The sequence below is a fragment of the Streptococcus cristatus genome (assembly GCF_003944225.1).
Classification (GTDB): domain Bacteria; phylum Bacillota; class Bacilli; order Lactobacillales; family Streptococcaceae; genus Streptococcus; species Streptococcus cristatus_K.
Genome location: NZ_RJPN01000013.1, coordinates 1 through 17,916 on the forward strand (window position 1 = coordinate 1; position 17,916 = coordinate 17,916).

At 42.9% G+C, this 17,916-nt stretch carries 16 protein-coding genes, 8 tRNA genes, 1 rRNA gene and 1 pseudogene; 2 read left to right on the forward strand and 24 right to left on the reverse strand.

The window, feature by feature from the left end; translation table 11 throughout:
- The 5 genes from D8797_RS09640 to D8797_RS09660 form a co-directional block, all read right to left on the reverse strand.
- The coding region (locus tag D8797_RS09640) for a mucin-binding protein (protein WP_185780865.1) at positions 1 to 4,434 on the reverse strand (4,434 nt) is incomplete at its 3' end.
- A 390-nt stretch (positions 4,435 to 4,824) separates the two neighbouring features.
- The gene (gene trmB / locus D8797_RS09645; RefSeq protein WP_125380482.1) at positions 4,825 to 5,463 is read right to left on the reverse strand and encodes a tRNA (guanosine(46)-N7)-methyltransferase TrmB; all 639 of its coding nucleotides are present in this window, start codon (positions 5,461 to 5,463) and stop codon (positions 4,825 to 4,827) included.
- A complete protein-coding gene (gene ccrZ, locus D8797_RS09650; RefSeq protein WP_125380483.1) occupies positions 5,460 to 6,254 on the reverse strand; it encodes a cell cycle regulator CcrZ in 795 nt (264 codons plus the stop codon). Before ccrZ ends, trmB begins: the two co-directional genes overlap by 4 nt.
- A 50-nt stretch (positions 6,255 to 6,304) precedes the next feature.
- Positions 6,305 to 7,351 carry an ABC transporter permease gene (locus tag D8797_RS09655; RefSeq protein WP_125380484.1) on the reverse strand — a complete coding sequence of 349 codons (1,047 nt, stop codon included), beginning with the start codon at positions 7,349 to 7,351 and terminating at the stop codon, positions 6,305 to 6,307.
- Positions 7,348 to 8,079 (reverse strand): ABC transporter ATP-binding protein, encoded by a 732-nt coding sequence (locus D8797_RS09660; RefSeq protein ID WP_125380485.1) that lies wholly within the window; start codon positions 8,077 to 8,079, stop codon positions 7,348 to 7,350. The genes D8797_RS09655 and D8797_RS09660 overlap by 4 nt, the downstream gene beginning before the upstream one ends.
- Before the next feature lie 67 nt (positions 8,080 to 8,146).
- Here D8797_RS09660 and D8797_RS09665 point away from each other — a divergent pair, with 67 nt between their 5' ends.
- Both D8797_RS09665 and D8797_RS09670 read left to right on the forward strand, forming a co-directional pair.
- Positions 8,147 to 8,557: an HIT family protein gene (locus D8797_RS09665; RefSeq protein ID WP_125380486.1), complete on the forward strand. Its 411-nt coding sequence runs from the start codon at positions 8,147 to 8,149 to the stop codon at positions 8,555 to 8,557.
- Between the two features lie 9 nt (positions 8,558 to 8,566).
- Entirely contained in the window at positions 8,567 to 8,842 is a 276-nt protein-coding gene (locus D8797_RS09670) for a hypothetical protein (RefSeq protein ID WP_125380487.1), read from the forward strand.
- Between the two features lie 54 nt (positions 8,843 to 8,896).
- On the opposite strand, the pseudogene D8797_RS09675 reads toward D8797_RS09670, so the two are convergent.
- The 19 genes and pseudogenes from D8797_RS09675 to rrf form a co-directional block, all read right to left on the reverse strand.
- A pseudogene (locus D8797_RS09675) lies at positions 8,897 to 9,274 on the reverse strand (IS3 family transposase); the annotation flags it as partial.
- The gene (locus D8797_RS10190) at positions 9,275 to 9,412 is read right to left on the reverse strand and encodes a hypothetical protein (protein WP_185780866.1); all 138 of its coding nucleotides are present in this window, start codon (positions 9,410 to 9,412) and stop codon (positions 9,275 to 9,277) included.
- Between the two features lie 347 nt (positions 9,413 to 9,759).
- Positions 9,760 to 10,074: a thioredoxin gene (trxA, locus tag D8797_RS09680; RefSeq protein ID WP_045498501.1), complete on the reverse strand. Its 315-nt coding sequence runs from the start codon at positions 10,072 to 10,074 to the stop codon at positions 9,760 to 9,762.
- Positions 10,075 to 10,167: 93 nt separating this feature from the next.
- The gene (locus tag D8797_RS09685; RefSeq protein WP_125380493.1) at positions 10,168 to 12,501 is read right to left on the reverse strand and encodes an endonuclease MutS2; all 2,334 of its coding nucleotides are present in this window, start codon (positions 12,499 to 12,501) and stop codon (positions 10,168 to 10,170) included.
- A 69-nt stretch (positions 12,502 to 12,570) separates the two neighbouring features.
- On the reverse strand, positions 12,571 to 13,122 hold the full coding sequence (locus D8797_RS09690; protein ID WP_125380488.1) for a CvpA family protein: 552 nt from the start codon (positions 13,120 to 13,122) through the stop codon (positions 12,571 to 12,573).
- Positions 13,122 to 13,424 (reverse strand): cell division protein ZapA, encoded by a 303-nt coding sequence (locus D8797_RS09695; protein ID WP_125372347.1) that lies wholly within the window; start codon positions 13,422 to 13,424, stop codon positions 13,122 to 13,124. The genes D8797_RS09690 and D8797_RS09695 overlap by 1 nt, the downstream gene beginning before the upstream one ends.
- A 75-nt stretch (positions 13,425 to 13,499) precedes the next feature.
- Positions 13,500 to 13,910 carry a GNAT family N-acetyltransferase gene (locus D8797_RS09700; RefSeq protein ID WP_125380489.1) on the reverse strand — a complete coding sequence of 137 codons (411 nt, stop codon included), beginning with the start codon at positions 13,908 to 13,910 and terminating at the stop codon, positions 13,500 to 13,502.
- Between the two features lie 220 nt (positions 13,911 to 14,130).
- Entirely contained in the window at positions 14,131 to 14,916 is a 786-nt protein-coding gene (locus D8797_RS09705; RefSeq protein WP_125380490.1) for an ABC transporter permease, read from the reverse strand.
- Position 14,917: 1 nt separating this feature from the next.
- On the reverse strand, positions 14,918 to 15,736 hold the full coding sequence (locus D8797_RS09710) for an ABC transporter permease (protein WP_125380491.1): 819 nt from the start codon (positions 15,734 to 15,736) through the stop codon (positions 14,918 to 14,920).
- 1 nt (position 15,737) lies between these two features.
- Positions 15,738 to 16,730 carry an ABC transporter ATP-binding protein gene (locus tag D8797_RS09715; RefSeq protein ID WP_125380492.1) on the reverse strand — a complete coding sequence of 331 codons (993 nt, stop codon included), beginning with the start codon at positions 16,728 to 16,730 and terminating at the stop codon, positions 15,738 to 15,740.
- A 186-nt stretch (positions 16,731 to 16,916) separates the two neighbouring features.
- Positions 16,917 to 17,000 (reverse strand) — tRNA-Leu (locus D8797_RS09720).
- A gap of 7 nt (positions 17,001 to 17,007) precedes the next feature.
- Positions 17,008 to 17,079, reverse strand: a tRNA-Gln gene (locus D8797_RS09725).
- A 16-nt stretch (positions 17,080 to 17,095) separates the two neighbouring features.
- Positions 17,096 to 17,168, reverse strand: a tRNA-His gene (locus D8797_RS09730).
- A 12-nt stretch (positions 17,169 to 17,180) separates the two neighbouring features.
- Positions 17,181 to 17,251: transfer RNA gene (locus tag D8797_RS09735), tRNA-Trp, on the reverse strand.
- A gap of 6 nt (positions 17,252 to 17,257) precedes the next feature.
- Positions 17,258 to 17,338: transfer RNA gene (locus D8797_RS09740), tRNA-Tyr, on the reverse strand.
- A 17-nt stretch (positions 17,339 to 17,355) separates the two neighbouring features.
- A tRNA-Phe gene (locus D8797_RS09745) sits at positions 17,356 to 17,428 on the reverse strand.
- A gap of 3 nt (positions 17,429 to 17,431) precedes the next feature.
- Positions 17,432 to 17,505 (reverse strand) — tRNA-Met (locus tag D8797_RS09750).
- A gap of 165 nt (positions 17,506 to 17,670) precedes the next feature.
- A tRNA-Val gene (locus D8797_RS09760) sits at positions 17,671 to 17,743 on the reverse strand.
- A gap of 29 nt (positions 17,744 to 17,772) precedes the next feature.
- A 5S ribosomal RNA gene (rrf, locus tag D8797_RS09765) occupies positions 17,773 to 17,888 on the reverse strand.
- Between the last annotated feature and the right edge of the window lie 28 nt (positions 17,889 to 17,916).

Genomic DNA, 17,916 nt, shown 5'->3' on the forward strand with positions numbered 1-17,916 from the left:
TACTGGAAGATCTGTTCCCGGCTTAGTTGGGTTATTTGGATCGTTTGGATATGGAAGGTTTGGTACTTTTGGAAGTCCGTCTGGTACATTTGGTACGTATGAACCGAGCTTCTTGTATTGTACAACTTCTTCACTGTTAGCGTCGCCAGCTTTCACTGTCTTCGCTGCTACATTGGCCTTATCTGCCACGAATCCAGTTACGACTGGTGTGCCTTCTTGTGCCAATTCTTTTGTAGCTGGTGTCCATGCAGTGAAGGTCTTTTCACCAGTTACAGCATTTATTTTACCAGTACGTGTGAAGGCTGCCTCTTGAGTCACTGGAGCTTTCAGAGCTGGACGACCCGCTGTTTGACCATCTGCGTATTGATACTTGATGGTACGTGTAACCTTACTGTTCAAATCAGCTGGATTAGTATTGTCATCCAAGCGTGGTGTCACAACAACTGTCCAAGTTTGGTCTTTTGTCTTATCGTTATCAAACTTCTGACCATTTGGTTGAGTGAAGCCATCACTTACAAGAGTGTAACCAGCTTGTTTCAATTGTTCGATACGAGATGCTGTTGAGTAAGCTACTGGCTCACCTGACTTACCAGCCACAGAATCTGTGTAAAGAGTCTTAGCTTCAACACCATTCTTACCATCTGTTACGTACTTGATGGAACCACGTTGCTCATCCAAGTTATACTTGACAACTTCTACTGGATTTTCAGAAGTAGGGTCAACAGTCACACCTGGAACTTTTGGTTTGTCCGGACTGTAGCCTGTGATCGCTGGAGATGTCACTTCTGGAAGATTAGCATTTGGTTTATCCCAAGCACCAGGAGTTTTCTCACCTGTCACCTTGTTAACAGAAACTGGACGAGTAAACGTTACTGGTTGAGTAACTGTTGGAGGAAGCGCTGGGCGACCTTCTGTTACACCATCACCATATTGGTATTGAATAGTCCGAGTAACATTTTTCGTTTCTTGTGTTGTTTCAACAACTGGAGTAACGACAACTTTCCAAACTTGGTCTTTTGTCTTATCGTTATCAAACTTCTGACCACTTGGTTGAGTGAAGCCATCACTTACAAGTTTGTAACCTGCTTGTTGAAGTTGAGCAATACGGCTAGCAGTTGAATAAACAACATCTTCACCTGATTTACCTGTAACACCGTCTGTATAAAGAGTCTTAGCTGGAACACCGTTTTGTCCATCTGTTACATACTCAATGATACCGCGTTGATCATCTTGGCTGTAGCTTACTACTTCATTTTCGTTAGGAGATGTAGGAGTAACAGTTGCAGCTGGAACGCTTGGTTTGTCTGGAGTGAAACCAGTAACTGCTGGAGAATCAACTTTTGGAAGTTCTTCACTTGGCTTGTTCCATTGACCAGGAGTTTCAACACCTGTCACCTTGTTCACAGAAACTGGGCGAGTAAATGTTGTTGTTTGAGTAACTGGGCGAGGAAGTGCTGGACGACCTGTGGTTACTCCATCCTTGTATTGGTAACGAACGTTACGAGTAACATCTTTCGTTTCTTGTTTTGTCTCAATACGTGGAGTAAGAACAACTTCCCATGTTTGATCTACATTGTTATTACTGTCAAATCTTTGACCGCCGGCTTTAGTAAAGCCGTCGCTAACAAGATCATAACCCAACTGTTTAAATTCGTTAATTTTAGCAGTTGTTGTATAGTTTACAGGTGTATCTGACTTACCAGTTACGTTGTCTGTGTGAAGGGTCTTAGCTGGAACACCATTTTTACCATCTGTACGGTAAACGATGCTTCCCTTTTGATCTGCAGCTGAATAGCTTACAATTTCACGCCAACTTGGATCTGTTGGAGCAACAGAGGCTGAATTTACACGTGGTTTGTTTGGTGTAAAGCCTGCTACTTCTGGGCTATCAACCGCAGCAACATTTTGACGGCTAGGTGTCCAGTTGCCGTATGTCTTCTTACCAGTTACTGGATCTTCTGATACTTGACGAGTAAATTGAACTGTTTGTTCAACTGGTTGTGGAAGAGCTGGACGATTTCTAGTCACACCATCTTCATATTCGTAAGCGATTGTACGAGTAACGTCTTTTGTTTCAGTTGTTACTTTTGGATTATTCTTACGGTATGAAACAATTTCACGCCAGCTTGGATCTGTTGGTGAAACAGTAGCTGAATTTACACGAGTTTTATTTGGTGTAAAGCCTTGAATTGCTGGTGTATCAACCGCATCTACAGTTCGAGTGCTTGGAGTCCAGTTGCCGTATGTCTTCTTACCAGTTCCTGCATCTTCTGATACCTGACGCGTGAATCGTACATTTTGTTGTACTTCACGTGGAAGGGCTGGACGACCTGAAGTCACACCATCTTCATATTCGTAAACAATTGTACGAGTAACATCTTTTGTTTCTGTTGTTACTTTTGGAGCATTCTTGTCGTAGTAAACCGTTACATCACTTGGAGTAGAATTCGGATTTACTGTAACTCCGGGAACAGTTGCTGTATCTGGAGTATATCCTGGGACATCTAGAGAATCTACAGGTGCAAAATTCTTAGATGCAGGACTCCATGGACCTGGTCTACCACCTGTCACAGTCCGAGTGAACTCAGCTGTTTGAGTGTAAGCTGGCGGAAGTGTCGGTCCTGTCACACCTGGTTTATATTTATAATAAATAGTACGAGAGACTGTCTTCTTTTCTGTCTTCGTATCAGTTGCACCTCTACGGTAAACGTAGGTTACTGTACCGTTGGTACCCCAGTCAGCCAGAGTTCCTGAAGGTGGCAAGCTACCTCTCTTCATTCCAATGAAACCATAGCCAGAAATTTTCTTCTGTTCAGTAGTATAAGCCTTACCTTTAAAGGCACCTTGTGGATAAGTTACTGAGCCTTCAGCGATTTCTCGACCTTGCTCATCTTCATAACGTACATCGACAGAGGCACTTTGATAGAAGTCAAAACGTTTAATCTTAAACTGTTGCAAGTTCTTGTAGTTACCAGTCGTCGCTGTAACCACCATAGACATCAGTTCTTCTGGAGTAGAAACCTTTTTCTTCCATTGTTTGACACCGAGATTACTTCTATAAGCAACCGTCAATTCCTTGGTTACACCATCATACTGGATGGCAAAGTCATGGAAACGACCATCCAAGTCACTTGAGTCTAGACGTTGAGCACTACCAGCATCTGTCTCAGCCCACCAGCGGTCATACTCACCACCAGTGAAGATACCCCCACCACGAACTTTTTTATGAGTAGTATTTACCCAGGCACCGAATTGTCCCAAACGAGGATCTTCTGCCCAACCATATTGGAATGAGTCCGTATTGCTAGTATCAAAACGGTTCCCTTTTGGCGGTGTGTGGACATTCCAGAAAGTATCCAGCTTGAAACCATTCGCGTTACGCAAACCACCAATACCAAGGTTACCACCATCGGCACCTAGGTCTGTTGTATTCCCTGTGTGGAAGGCAAAACCAATACCATCGGCACCATAGCGTTCTTGCGTCTTATCACCAAGGTTCACCCAACCAGTCAGCTTAAAGCTTTGGTTCATATTGATCTTACTCTTCAGACTGAAGTTACCTGTCTTAGAGGTTTCATCTGGAGTAAGGGTTACGATACCATCGTATTGATTATAGCTGGCTGAACCATTCAATCTGAAGTAGTCAAGGAAGTTTTCTTTTGTTACAGTTGTCTTCCCTGTTTGTGGGTCAAATGAACGGAAACCACTTTCTCCTGATTTGCGGAAATCAGCGTAACCTTTATTTACTTCGCTTTGAGCAGCTGCTAATGTTGAATTAGCTTCACTTTTGGCTACTGCATTTGCTGCTTGGCTAGCTGTTGCCAAACTAGCTGCTTGGCTAGCTGCCTTTTCAACTGATACCTTAGCAGGTTCTACAGCAGCAGTTGATTCTGTAGCTGCTTCAGATGAAACTGCAGTTGACTCTGCAGTAGCTGAAGTAGCTGGGCTAACTCGAGCCTCAGACTGAGTTGCAGCAGTTGATTGGCTAGTCGCTACTGAAGCTTTAGATACTTGTGAAGTAGCCTCTTTTAAAGCTGCTTCACTTTTTGAAGCAACTTCTGATTTAACAGTTTTTTCTTCCACTTTGCTTGATAGGTCTTCAGCAGAGGTAGAAGATGCTGTAGATGCTGCACTTGAAACTGCGTTGCTTTCAGCGACAGTTGCTACGGTAGAATTCTTTTCTATGGCCGACTCGGAGTCAGAATCATTCGCTCCCGAATCTTCTCCTGAATCTGGCACAGAGGTCGTTTTCTCCGTAGAGGTGCTTGAAGAATCCGTCTTAGCTAACGTATCGGCTGAAACGACATTCCCCCCAAAGAACATGAAAGCTGCGACTGCTACAGAAGCTACGCCCACATTAAACTTACGGACTGAGTATCGAAGTCGTTTCTCAGCACTCGCACGGTTTAATCTGCGTCTCGCATTTTTATCCATGAACATCTCTCCTTTTTAAAATATAGTTCAACCACCTATTACTCAACACCTTAACGCCTGAGCAGCAAAGTATTTTATAACATATGATTGGTGGTTTTAATGTCAAAGTTTAGACATTAAACCATACCAATAATTATACCGTTTTTTTCCTATTATATCAAGGATTTCGCTGTCTAATTTTTTTCTGTAACAAAAGTGTAATATCATATTATAGGGATAGCCAAAAGCTTTAGCGACGCCGTTTCAAGAGAATGAAAATAACAAAAAATGATCTTGATAATTTGATGATCAAAACAAAATAAAAGAGCCCCTGCAGGGCTCTATCCAACAAAAGTCAGTCATAAAATCCGACACTTGAGATAGAAAACCTGTTTAGGGCTCTCTTTATTTTTATTGAAATTCTGCTTCGACTCGGTAAATAACCTGACCCTTGCTAGAGAATTTTTGTTCATATTCAGTTAGGACATTGCCTTCAAAGTCACTGGCATGAAGATCCAGCCAAACACCTTTGAGAACCATGCCATACTGCGAAAAGCTGACCAGGCTGTACTCAAACAAGCCTCGGTTGTCCGTCTTGAAGTGGATTTCACCTTTTTCTGGCAAAATTTGCTTGAAGGTATCCAAAAAAGACTTATAGGTCAACCGGCGTTTTTCATGCCGTTTCTTAGGCCATGGATCAGAGAAATTTAGATAAAGTCGGTCAATTTCTCCGTCTGCAAAATAGTTGGTCAATTCCGAACCATCCACCCAAAGTAGCTTGATATTGGGTACCCCAACTTCCAAAACCTTATCCAAGGCGTAACTGAGGACAGACTTCTGAATGTCAATCCCGATGTAATTGATGTCTGGATTAGCCTTAGCCATCCCTGTAATGAAAGCCCCTTTACCGCTTCCAACTTCAACATGGATCGGATGGTCGTTTCCAAAAATTTCTTGCCACTTTCCCTTGGCATCAACTGGATTTAGAACCACATAGTGGGGATTGGCCTCTAATAACTCTGTTGCTCCCTTACGATTTCTTACTCTCATCTTATCTTTCCATACTTAGAACGGAAGTTGCGTAGAGCGTAAATCTCCCGGTTCACATTTTCTAAATCATTATTTTCGTAATATTTAGCAATCTGCATCAGATAAGAGTATTGACCAAACCAATACAGTTTTTTGATAACCTTGTCATTGTACTTATAACCGTAGTAGGTCAACCACTCCTGCCAACTGGTATCTGGGATATAATGACTCAATATATGAGCAACATCCAACATTCTGTCCGTCAAGCGAACCGAATCCCAATCCACCAAATAAATCAAGCCACTGTCCGTCTGAAACCAGTTGCTATGGCGCACATCACCGTGGACAATCGTTGCATAGTCTTCACGAAAAGCAGGTACCGTTTGCCGCAAATCCCGAATAATAGATTGCAGGTACTGATTGTTCCTCAAAACGACCGGCGCTTGATTAAGCCAGCTATTGATTAGATCGATTGGCGTTTCTAAAATATAACCCAATTTGGCCAACTGAGTCATCAGAGGCTTCGACCGGTGCAAACGCGTTAAAATATTGATCACTTGCTTTTTAGACATATCATTAGGCGTTAAAATGGCACCTGAAAGCCATTCTTGGCCACTCATGACATTGCCATCTGGCAAGCGTCGACTCCACAGAAGTTGCGGAGCAATTTGTTCTCTGGCTAAGCCTGCCAGAATCGGGGTCGTATTCATCTTGACGAAAACTCGCCCCCCGTCTGGATAAGTTCCCATATAGGCCTTTCCGCTCTTACCAGCTATTGGTGTCAGGGCTAGCTCGTTATCAACCAAGACCATGATTCCCCTCCTTAAAAAGTTTCCTCACTATTTTACTAATTTTCATTCTTTTAGTCAACCAATCTTTTTAGTTTATATGGCAAATAGACTAGATACAAAAAGATTGTCACTCCAAGCATTGCTAACACTGCCATCTTATCTTGGAAAAAGAGCACTGCCACTAGCGTTTCAAAAAGCAAAACACTATGTCCAATCCCTATAATAACCTGTCTTGCACCCTTGATTTTAGACTTACTATCCACCGGGAAAAGCTGGGTTAGATACTGATAATCAAAGGCTTCATACAAGGCCAACAACTGAAAGAGCAAAAGATAGTTGAAAAGAAAGACAAAACCTGCAACAATCCAAGACTGGCTGACGAAGACAATCGTCAAGAGGGCTAAAAATAGGAGACGCAAGGTCAGAGGGAATAAATCGCCATTGCGAAGATAGGAGCGTAAAAACATATTTTGCCAAGTCTTAGCATGGGTCTTAGGCAAAAACCTTGTCAACCCGTCCAAGTAAGCCCTTCTTTTGACACTATTAGAAATGCCTTTCACATTTGTAAAGAGGGCAAAGAAACGAAGAACTTTCTGCTTACGACCTTCCTCAGCTGCAATTGCATATTGCCAATTGAGACGGTCAGACAAGAAAAAGCGACGCCCCTTGAATTGAAAGACCAGCCATTTTAGCAATAACATAAGGAGGCAGTACAGCCCAAAGCCCCAGATTGGCAAACCTAGAGCCAAAAACAGGGGCGCTAGCAAGATCAGCAACAAGGTTTGCAGCAGACCAAAGAGGATATAAGAACGCTGGATTTGTCCGTTGACAAACTCAATGACCGCCTGCTCCTGCACTAGCAAGAAAAGCATATCTGGCTTCTCAAGATAGGTTGCAATACTGCCAAAAGGAAGAATGAGCACAGAGAATAAGACTAATCCGGCTACGATCGGCCAAGACTGACTAGGAAAATTCCGCAGCAATTGATTGTACTGAACCGCCAAAAATCCGAGAAAAATCAATAAAAACAAGACAAAGTGATCATTGAGAACATAGCGCAGATACTTCAGACAGCGCTGACGGAAATCTTGCTTGCGTTTAGCAAATACTTCTTTCATAGCGCAGCCTCTTCCGTCAAGGCCAGATAGATGTCATTGAGACTAGCGTCCGGCATCTGAAATTGCCCTCGCAACTCAGCTAAATTGCCCTTAGCGCGCACCTGCCCTTTATGTAAAATCACAAAGCTATCACACATCTTCTCAGCCGAATCCAGAACGTGGGTACTCATGAGGATGGACTTACCTTTTTTCTTTTCCTCATCCAAGAGCTGGATAAGGTCTGCAATAGCTACAGGATCCAGCCCCAAAAAAGGCTCATCCACGATAAAAAGACTAGGATCCACCACGAAAGCACAGATAATCATGACTTTCTGCTTCATCCCCTTAGAGAAATGCACTGGAAACCAGTCCAACTTATCCTTGAGTCGGAAGATAGTTAAGAGGCGCTCCACGCGCTCAAAAGCGACTTTCTGCTCAATATCATAGGCCATCGCTACCGTTTCAATATGCTCACGCAGGGTTAACTCCTCATAAAGGCTCGGTGTCTCTGGGATAAAGGCAATCTTCTTACGGTAGGCACTAGAGTTTTCTCCCAGCTGCAAACCATCAATCCGAATTTCTCCCTTGTAAGGTGTCAATAAACCGATAATTTCATTGATGGTAGTGGACTTGCCCGCACCATTGAGGCCAATCAAACCAACCAACTGGCCATTGCCCACTTCAAAGCTGACATCCTTTAAAACCGGGATATTTACATAGCCGCCCGTAAGCTCTTTGATTTCTAACATATTTTCTCCAAATCTGGTATAATAGTTCTTATATTATAACAAAATCTAGCGAATAGAGGTATCATTTATGGCTGATTGTATTTTTTGTAAGATTATCGCAGGGGAAATCCCGTCTTCTAAAGTTTATGAAGATGACCAGGTAGTTGCCTTTCTAGACATTTCTCAGGTCACTCCAGGTCATACTTTGGTCGTTCCCAAGCAGCATTTCAGAAATCTTTTGGAAATGGATGCAGACAGTTCTAGTCAGCTCTTCGCTCGTGTCCCAGACATCGCCCGCAAGGTCATGAAAGCAACAGGCGCCAAGGGCATGAACATCCTTAACAACAACGAAGAAATTGCTGGACAGACCGTCTTTCATACCCATGTCCACCTAGCTCCTCGCTATGAAGAGACAGACGGTCTACAAATCAGCTTTGAAGCCCACGAACCAGATTTTCCAGCCTTAGCTCAATTGGCTGAAAAGATTGCTCAAGCCTAGGGAGGAACTATGAAATTTTCAAATCTTATGCTTTTCACAGGCGCAGCCTGGGTCAGCTACCATTTGGTCAAAAGTCGGAAGACAATCAGCCAAGAAGTCGTCGAAACATCCGATATCTTGGATAAAATTCAAGATAATTTAGCTAACATCCAGCACAATCTCGCCATTATACAAGAACAGCGAGACAATATCAAGGAAATGGCTCAGGACTTGACTTACAAATACAAGATTTTTGAGAAACAAGCCCAAGCTCAAATCACGCAAATACAGGATATATGGCAATAGAAAACTTTCTCATAACAACAAAATTGTACCAATCTCAAAAGGTTAGACAATAATTTAAGTAAAGGACTTAGTTCTGCATTGCATGGAGCCGAGTCCTTTCAATTTGACTTCAACTCGTTTGTTGTTGTGGTAATCAATGTAGTTCACAATAGCTTGTTCCAATTGATTAAGTGACTGAAACGTCTTCTCATAACCATAAAACATCTCAGATTTAAGAATTCCAAATAAGTACTCCTTCATACCGTTGTCAGGGCTCTTCCCCTTGCATAACATGGATGGCTGAATCCCCTTACTCTCTAAAAATTGATGATAAGAAACATGTTGATATTATCAAACTTGGTCTCTGTAAAGAATGGTACTTCCCTAGTATTTCTCTGTAAATGCTTCCTCCAACATAGTTTTTACTTGTTCCAAGTTCGGTGAGCGAGCAATTTAGACAATCTTTAGAAGAATATCAAAAGAAAACTCAATTAGCAATTCTTGGATAATTTCCGTTTTTCTTCTCTCTTTTCCTCCTTCAATTGAAATTTTATAAACATTTTTAGAACAGCATCCTCCGTTCTTAGGCATTCATTTTCTGCTTTAATACCTTTTGGTTATGCCTCACCTCTTCTCAGGTTTTCTTTGGTTTACGCCCCATTATAACTGGGCCACAGGTATCTTCAACCAAGTCATATATATAGCCAAATCAATCCTTGATTCTACCTGTCAAAGGAAGTAATCTTTTGGGGCAATTCGTCTATCGTATAGAAACTATATTAGAGACGATTATAATCTTATTTTTCTTTGTGAAACATGGAAAACACCTCGCAACTCTTCTTATATTTTTTATGTAACTTTACACAAAGAAAAGCTCTTAGAAACTGGTGTTCTAAGAACTTTGTCTTCAATCTAAATCGAAGCCTAAGGCTTCTTTCTTAACTTAATTCTGCTAAAATCGCCTTCAGTTGCTCCTTCGTATGAACACCAGCTACTTGCTTAACGACTTGACCGTCTTTCTTGAACAGAAGGGTAGGAATGGACATAATGCCGAATTCACGGGCAGTATTAGGATTTTCATCCACATCCATTTTAAGGATTTTCAATTCATCTTCATGAACTTCCCCTGCCAACTGCTCCAAGATAGGCGCCTGCATACGACATGGACCGCACCAAGTTGCCCAAAAATCAATCAGAACCAGTCCGTCTTTTGTCTCTTCAGCAAATGTTGCATCTGTAACTGCTGCTACCATAAATCTTCTCCTTTGAATAGCTTACTTTTGATAATATTGTACACCAAACCCAGAGGAAAAGAAAATATTTGCTACGGAGTACCCGATGCTTCCCTACTTAAAGATCACAATCGTCGCGCCACTGCCACCAGCATTTTGCGGAGCATAGCCGAAAGACTTGACGTGCTTGTTGCGGCGGAGGTATTTTGTCACCCCTTCACGGATGACGCCCGTTCCGATACCGTGGATAATATCCACCTGGGCCATATTATTGAGAAGGGCCTGATCGATAAAGGCATCGAGCTCCTCCATGGCCTCTTCATAGCGTTTGCCACGCAGATCCAATCTGGCTCTTGGACCATTGGTATTGGTCCGCTTGACCACATTGACCTGCTTGCGCTTAGGCTGAGCCTCCTTTTCAGCTTTGAGTAAGTTGAATTCCTGCTCTTCTAGTGTCATCTTGATAAGACCTACCTGAGCTTCCCAGCGGCCGTCCTTGAGCTGCTTGACCAAGGTTCCCCGCTGACCATAGCTGGTGACTAGGATATCATCTCCCACCTTGGGCGCCCGATTTTTCTTGGCTTGCTTGAGCACTTTATTCTTTGATAAATCAACCGTTTCTGGTGCTAACTTTTTAAGCTGAGCCTTGGCTTCGATAATCTCATGCGGTTTGAGACTGGACTTAGCATGGAGATTTTTGAGAATGCTCTCACTCTCTGACAAAGCCAAATCAACGATTTCCTGAGCTTCCAAGCGTGCCTTATTGAGCTCGGTTTCCTTTTCTCGGTTAAACTCATTGTAAAGTTTTTTGAGGGCTCGGTTAAATTTGAGATTTTCCTTCTCTACTTCGCGGATATTATCCAAGCGCTTGCGGCTTTCCAGCGTCTGCTCCTCTAGGCGCTCAATGATCCGATTGACATCACTGTCTGTGTTGGTCTGCTCTTGGGCATGGCCAACGATAACTTCCGACAAGCCCAGACGCCGAGCAATTTCAAAGGCATTGGAGCGACCAGGCACTCCCTGCATAAAGCGATAGGTCGGCCTTAAACTATCTGTATCAAATTCCATGCTAGCATTTTCCACCCAGTCCGTCTCAATCCCATAGGCTTTGAGCTCAGGATAGTGGGTCGTCGCCATGGTTTTAATCTGCCTTAGCCGCAAATCTTCCAAGATGGCAATAGCCAGAGCTGCGCCCTCCTGAGGGTCAGTCCCAGCTCCCAGCTCATCCAGCAGAACCAGACTCTCGCTATCAACCTGCTCTAAAATAGAGACGATATTAGTCATGTGACTAGAGAAAGTCGACAGACTCTGTTCAATCGATTGCTCATCTCCAATGTCTGCAAATATCTGACTGAAAATCCCGACGCGACTGCCCTTGTCCGCCAGAATCGGCAGACCTGACTGAGCCATAATCTGAGCCAAGCCCAAGGTCTTCAGCATGATGGTCTTACCACCCGTGTTAGGCCCAGTAATGACAATCGCTGTCAAATCAGGCCCAAAATGCAGGTCATTAGCCACTGCATTTTCAATCAGTGGATGGCGGACACTGAGCAGTTGGATGTCCTGCTCTTCCGACAGGTCTGGCACCACCGCTCCCGTCTCCTGCATGAAGCGGACCTTGGCACGCACCAGATCTAGATGGCCGATAATCCAAGCATTGTTGGCAATTTCAGCCGCATGAGGCCGTATCATATCCGACATAGCTTGCAAAATCCTCTGAATTTCATAGCGCTCGTCCGCCCGACTACTAGCAATCTCTTCATTGAGATTGACCACCGCCCGCGGCTCAATGTAAACCGTACTTCCGCTGGCCGAAATATCGTGAACGACACCCGCAATACGGTTACGGTAGGTATTTTTCACAGGTAGTACATTACGGCCATTCCGACTGGCCACCACTTGGTCTGCCAGCATATCACCTTTGGTTTTGAGAATTTCTTGCAGAATATCCCGAACCTGGACTTCATTTTCTTGAATTTTTCGGCGAATACGACTTAACTCTTCACTAGCAAAACTTTCAAGAAAGCCCCCATCATTGATAGCTTGCAGGCTTCCCTGAATACTAGGAAACTCTACTAGATTGTTAAAAAGGCGATCCAAACGCTCCAATTGGACATTTTCCAGATCCTCGTAGAAAGATACCAGCTCATGCGTCACAGCTAAGACCCGCTTGAGGGCTAAAAACTCCTCAATATTCAGGTCACTATCCAGCTCTAGGCGCTTGGTCAAGCCCCTAATATCCTGAATGGCTCCCAAACTAAAGTGCGGATGCTGCACAAAAATCTGCCGCATATCGGACATTTCCAAAAAAGCAGCAGCAATTGATTCTTTTTTGCTGTTTGGCTGGAGCTGCTTCAACTCCAACTCTCCCAGCTCAGTCAGTAGATAGGGAGAAAAAAGCTCCTTAATTTTCTCAAATTCCAAAGTTTCTAAAATTTTATGATTCATCATGTTCATTCTATTTCTATATGATTTAAACTGAAAAAGAAACTCAGCTACAGAGCAACTGAGTCTTAATTATCCGATAATTTTTGTGACCCAAAGGTCATGTAAAATGGATGAAGTTACAGGCGTATGATTGATAATAAATCGAATCAGCAAACTCGAATTTAAGCGTTCTTGGATAAAGGACATGGGTACAGTAGCTAAAATAGTCAGTCCCATCTCGATAACAAAGAGTGAGATGAAGACTGCAATAGCCCCACTAACCATATTGAAAGCTTTCGTATCCCACTTATTCGGATAGGGAATTAAATTTATAAAAATCCCCAAAAAGCGGCCTACTATATAAACAAGGCTGAAAACAAGAAGGTAGGCCAACCCTGCATAAAAAACCTTATCCAAATGGAAAAGTTGAGAACTTGCAAAGAAATAAGTCGAGCTGCCTTTAACAGCGCTAGCATAGGGCACCCACAAGCTGATAGACTTAGCCAAGTCCTGATATAGAGCTCCAGCCACCAGCATGGATACAATCGTCATAGCAGCATAATAACCCTGCAGAACAATCCCACGCGAGTAGCCAATATAAAAGCTCCAAGCTAATATTAGTAAAATAATAATTGCAAACACTATCTTTCCCCTGTATTAGCTGACTTTTCTCTTAATTCGCTAAGCATTTTGTGACGAAGGCTTTCCAATTCTTTTTCCTTATCATCAAACTCAATCTCGCGGCTGAGCTGGGTAGATAAACTATTAATCGCCAGCAAAATGGCCAAGACTTCATCATCTGCCGCAGGCATCTGCTCTTTAATAGCCTTATATTTTTCCTTGGCAACCCGCTCCACTTCTTCCATAAAAAGATTATCGTGTTCTGTTGTTAAAGTTAAGGTCTTGTTTCCAAATGTAAACTTATATCTATTCAAATTTGCCATAAAATCACCTCATGATATTATACCAAAAATCGCTACATTTGTCAGGTAGAAATCTGCTATCTATCCTTTGATAAATTATAACTCTTTCGTATAATAATATCGCTCACCTGTATAGGGATATTCTTTTAATCTAAACACTTCCTCATAGCCATGCTTCTTATAAAAATCGGGAGCTTGGAAATGAAAGGTATCCACAAATGAATACTTACACTTCCTGTCACGAGCTTCCTCTTCCGCCCTTTGCAAAATATCCGATCCGAGCCCTTGCCCTCGTAAATCCTCATGCACATATAAATATTCAATTTCCAGCCAATAGCCAAACGTTTCGGCTACCAGACCTCCCATTAAATTTCCGTCCTCATCTTCGACAAAGATATTGAGAGGCTCACTTGTTGAAGCTTCCCGTTTAGAGCGATTATAAGCTCGGATTAAATTTCCAAGTTCTTGGACACGTTCAGATTCTTTATTTTCCAATCTCAATTTCATTAGGCTCTCCTTCTTACTTATCAGACAAATCTTAAACCTATTCTACCATTTTAGCAGGATAAGTAGAATTTATTCATTCCAAAAGTAAAAATTTGAAAGATAGATACCTTAAAATGTATTAGAAAAGACAAGGCAGCAAACCCTGTCTTTATACTGTATCTAATTGATCCCTTATTCATAGACTTTCTGAATGAATATCGCCCTTTATTTATACTCACTCTTAGGAACCAGCACTTTCGTAGGCATCCAAGCCCCTGTCCCACAGTTTCAAGGAAATGAAAAAGAAGACAAGGGAAATCAGAATCAAACCACCGATATTAAAGAGCCCATCCTTGTCCTGCAAGAAATAGCTAGCTGGATAGTAGGCCGTAAAGGCGAAAGGCACGATAAAGCTAATCAACCAACGAAGAAGCGAGTTATAAATAGAAATCGGGTACTTAGCAAAATCATTGAACATATAGAAAATGTAAATCATGGCGCCTGACTGCTTAGTCCAAAAAGCGATACTAGCTGTCGCGATTTTCAAGGAAGTATAAATCAAGGTCGCAAAAGGAATACAAACTAGGAAAAGCAGGAATTTGGGAAGAGTCCAAGCAATACTAGTCACCGTTGTCGCTAGCAAAATTCCGCCGACCAATAGCTCACCCAAGGCATCAATCTGAAAGGTCTCAACGAGGATATGGAAGAGAGGATTGATAGGCCGAGTCAGATACTTGTCAAACTCTCCCTTTCTCACCAATCGTTGCCCCAGTGCCCAGAGATTGTCAAAAAAGAGATGGTCCAGTCCCTTGGGAATCAAGGAAAATCCATAGATAAAAGCAATCTCTTGAAAGGTCCAGCCTTCTAGCGAGGGAATGTGTTGAAAGAGTACATTGAGAAACAAGAGGTTCAAGCCTTGGGTCAGAAAGACACCTAAAACACCAACCACAAAATCAACCTTGTATTCCATGATTTGCTTGATGTATTGTCTGATAAAAATCAGGTGCATGCGTTGATATTTTTTCATACTAACCTCCTTGAATGGTGATAAATGACTGGACTCGTTTCCAAATCAACTGAGACAAGCTCACCATCACTATGAGCCAGAAAAACTGTAGCAAAAGCGCTTGAAGAATCTGACTGGCATCGTATTTCCCAACAATGATCATAACTGGAGTATAAATCAAGGATGAAAAAGGCAAGAAGGACAGAATATCTGAAACAATCTTAGGGAAGAAAGCCAAGGGAATCAAACTCCCCGACATAAAGTCAATCAGAGAATTCTTGAGCAGATTAGAGCCCCATAGATTTTTAAAAACAAAGGCTGAAAACCCAAAGCAGATATTAAAGAAAAAATTGATCAGGTAGGCTAGCGTTAAGCTAAAAAGATAAATGACAGTTAATCCCAGCACTTCTAAAATGCCTTGTCCTGAAAGGATCTTCATCAAAATAATCACACTTAAAAATGGAAGCCCGACACTGATAAAAATCAACCACTTGGAACCAAGCTCGGTGAAGAGATATGAGGCCGCAAAATGCACTGGTCGCAGCAAGCGCATGATAATGGAGCCATCCTTGACCTCCTCCCCAATCATAAAAGAAGAATCCGACCTAGTCAAAAGATTGCTCACAAAACTCATGATGATGTAGAGGGTGATATCCGCCATACTGAAACCCTGAATCAAAGACTCTTGCGAGGAATCAAAGACAGCCTTCCAGAGATAAAATTCCACAAAAGCACCCATGACATCGCCAATCCGATAAAGAAGAAAGTTGACTCGATAGGTAATCAACTCCTGAATCCCTGCATTGATAAAGGGTTTATAACGTCTCCACAATTTGACCATCTTAGAGCTCCTTTCGGTAGAAGCGACGGATAATATCCTCAATATCCGTATCCAACATCTTCAAATCGCGAATCTCAAAATCAGACAGGGTTTGCTTGATAATATCAGCTGACTGGTAGCAGGAACTATCAAATTCAATATTGAGGCTATTTCCTTGTCTATCAATGGTCATGTCAGGCAAGCCTTCATAGTGAGAGACCAGATGGCTTTGACCTGGTAGCAGTTCAAAGGAAAGAGTCTTCATCTTTCCAAAGGTATCCTTGAGCTGACTAACCGTTCCATCAAAAATCTCCTGCCCCTTGTCAATCATAAAAATCCGATCACAAAGTTGCTCAATATCACTCAAGTCATGAGTGGTCAAGAGAATGGTTGTTTTTTCCTCCTGATTGATCTGGATAATGGCCCGACGAATGTTATCCTTTACCGAAACATCCAAACCAATGGTCGGCTCATCTAAAAAGAGAACTTTAGGATTGTGGAGCAAGGAAGCCGCAATGTCCGCACGCATCCGTTGCCCAAGTGAAAGAGTTCGCACGGGGTCCTTGATAAATTCCTTCAAATCCAAGACTTCATTCAAAAAGTCCATGCGTTTATGAAAGAGCGAGTCTGGCACATCGTAAATCTCTTTCAAGACCGTGTAGGTCTCTTGCAGTGCCAAATCCCACCACAGCTGGGTGCGTTGACCAAAGACAACCCCAATATCCTTGACATAATCCTGGCGATTATCCTGCGGAATCTTGCCGTTAATCCGACAAAAACCAGATGTCGGTTTCAAAATTCCTGTCAGCATTTTAATGGTTGTCGACTTCCCAGCACCATTTGCCCCGATAAAGCCTAAAATCTGCCCCTTGGGAACCTCAAAAGTCAAATCCTTGACCGCTTCAAAGGTCTGCTTTTCAGGATGAATAAAGGAGCGCAAAGCCCCCTTCAATCCTGGTTCCTTCACTGTCTTCACAAAATTTTTCTGAAGATGTTCCACCTCTATCATTGCCATACGTTTCTCCCTTTAGAAAGACTTCGGTAAGTCATTTCTCAATACAAATAAGCAGTCTAATTTAGCGCTTAACCAAGAAAAAAGCAGATAAATCAGACAATCTAGTATAACATAAGAAATTATAAAAAACCAAAGATAAAAATTAGTAAAAAAAGACAAGATCCGAAAACCTTGTCTTAATTACTATACCGGCGGCCGGGGTCGAACCGGCACGTCCTTGCGGACACTGGATTTTGAGTCCAGCGCGTCTGCCAATTCCGCCACGCCGGCAAAGTAACTGGGGTAGCTGGATTCGAACCAACGAATGAGGGAGTCAAAGTCCCTTGCCTTACCGCTTGGCGATACCCCAATAATCAAAAGAAATAGGCGAGTGATGGGGATCGAACCCACGCATGCCAGAGCCACAATCTGGTGTGTTAACCACTTCACCACACCCGCCATATTCCAAAACACGGGCAGTAGGAATTGAACCCACACTGAAGGTTTTGGAGACCTTAGTTCTACCTTTAAACTATGCCCGTTAAGCATGGAAGGGGAGGGATTCGAACCCCCGAACCCGAAGGAGCGGATTTACAGTCCGCCGCGTTTAGCCTCTTCGCTACCCTTCCGAAATTCTAAAGATATATGGCGCGAGACGGAATCGAACCGCCGACACATGGAGCTTCAATCCATTGCTCTACCAACTGAGCTACCGAGCCAAATTGCGGGAGCAGGATTTGAACCTACGACCTTCGGGTTATGAGCCCGACGAGCTACCTAGCTGCTCCATCCCGCGATATTCTAATCTAAGGAGGATGTGGGATTCGAACCCACGCACGCTTTTACACGCCTGACGGTTTTCAAGACCGTTCCCTTCAGCCGGACTTGGGTAAGAGAATCGAACTCGCGACAACAGCTTGGAAGGCTGTAGTTTTACCACTAAACTACACCCGCTTGAATATGGGAGTTAACGGGATCGAACCGCTGACCCTCTGCTTGTAAGGCAGATGCTCTCCCAGCTGAGCTAAACTCCCAAAAAGGAAGTACTCCGACTTCCTATCCTGCTAAGCGACTACCATATCTCACAGGGGGCAACCCCCAACTACTTCCGGCGTTCTAGGGCTTAACTTCTGTGTTCGGCATGGGTACAGGTGTATCTCCTAGGCTATCGTCACTTAACTTACTGAATTAACTTACAATATCTTAT

Coding starts and splice junctions, on each gene's coding strand:
- D8797_RS09705 (WP_125380490.1), bottom strand. CDS start 14,916: ATGAAAAAATATCAACGCATGCACCTGATTTTTATCAGACAATACATC.
- ccrZ (WP_125380483.1), bottom strand. CDS start 6,254: ATGGTCTTGGTTGATAACGAGCTAGCCCTGACACCAATAGCTGGTAAG.
- D8797_RS09700 (WP_125380489.1), bottom strand. CDS start 13,910: ATGAAATTGAGATTGGAAAATAAAGAATCTGAACGTGTCCAAGAACTT.
- D8797_RS09670 (WP_125380487.1), top strand. CDS start 8,567: ATGAAATTTTCAAATCTTATGCTTTTCACAGGCGCAGCCTGGGTCAGC.
- D8797_RS10190 (WP_185780866.1), bottom strand. CDS start 9,412: ATGCCTAAGAACGGAGGATGCTGTTCTAAAAATGTTTATAAAATTTCA.
- D8797_RS09660 (WP_125380485.1), bottom strand. CDS start 8,079: ATGTTAGAAATCAAAGAGCTTACGGGCGGCTATGTAAATATCCCGGTT.
- D8797_RS09695 (WP_125372347.1), bottom strand. CDS start 13,424: ATGGCAAATTTGAATAGATATAAGTTTACATTTGGAAACAAGACCTTA.
- D8797_RS09665 (WP_125380486.1), top strand. CDS start 8,147: ATGGCTGATTGTATTTTTTGTAAGATTATCGCAGGGGAAATCCCGTCT.
- D8797_RS09655 (WP_125380484.1), bottom strand. CDS start 7,351: ATGAAAGAAGTATTTGCTAAACGCAAGCAAGATTTCCGTCAGCGCTGT.
- trxA (WP_045498501.1), bottom strand. CDS start 10,074: ATGGTAGCAGCAGTTACAGATGCAACATTTGCTGAAGAGACAAAAGAC.
- trmB (WP_125380482.1), bottom strand. CDS start 5,463: ATGAGAGTAAGAAATCGTAAGGGAGCAACAGAGTTATTAGAGGCCAAT.
- D8797_RS09710 (WP_125380491.1), bottom strand. CDS start 15,736: ATGGTCAAATTGTGGAGACGTTATAAACCCTTTATCAATGCAGGGATT.
- D8797_RS09685 (WP_125380493.1), bottom strand. CDS start 12,501: ATGAATCATAAAATTTTAGAAACTTTGGAATTTGAGAAAATTAAGGAG.
- D8797_RS09715 (WP_125380492.1), bottom strand. CDS start 16,730: ATGGCAATGATAGAGGTGGAACATCTTCAGAAAAATTTTGTGAAGACA.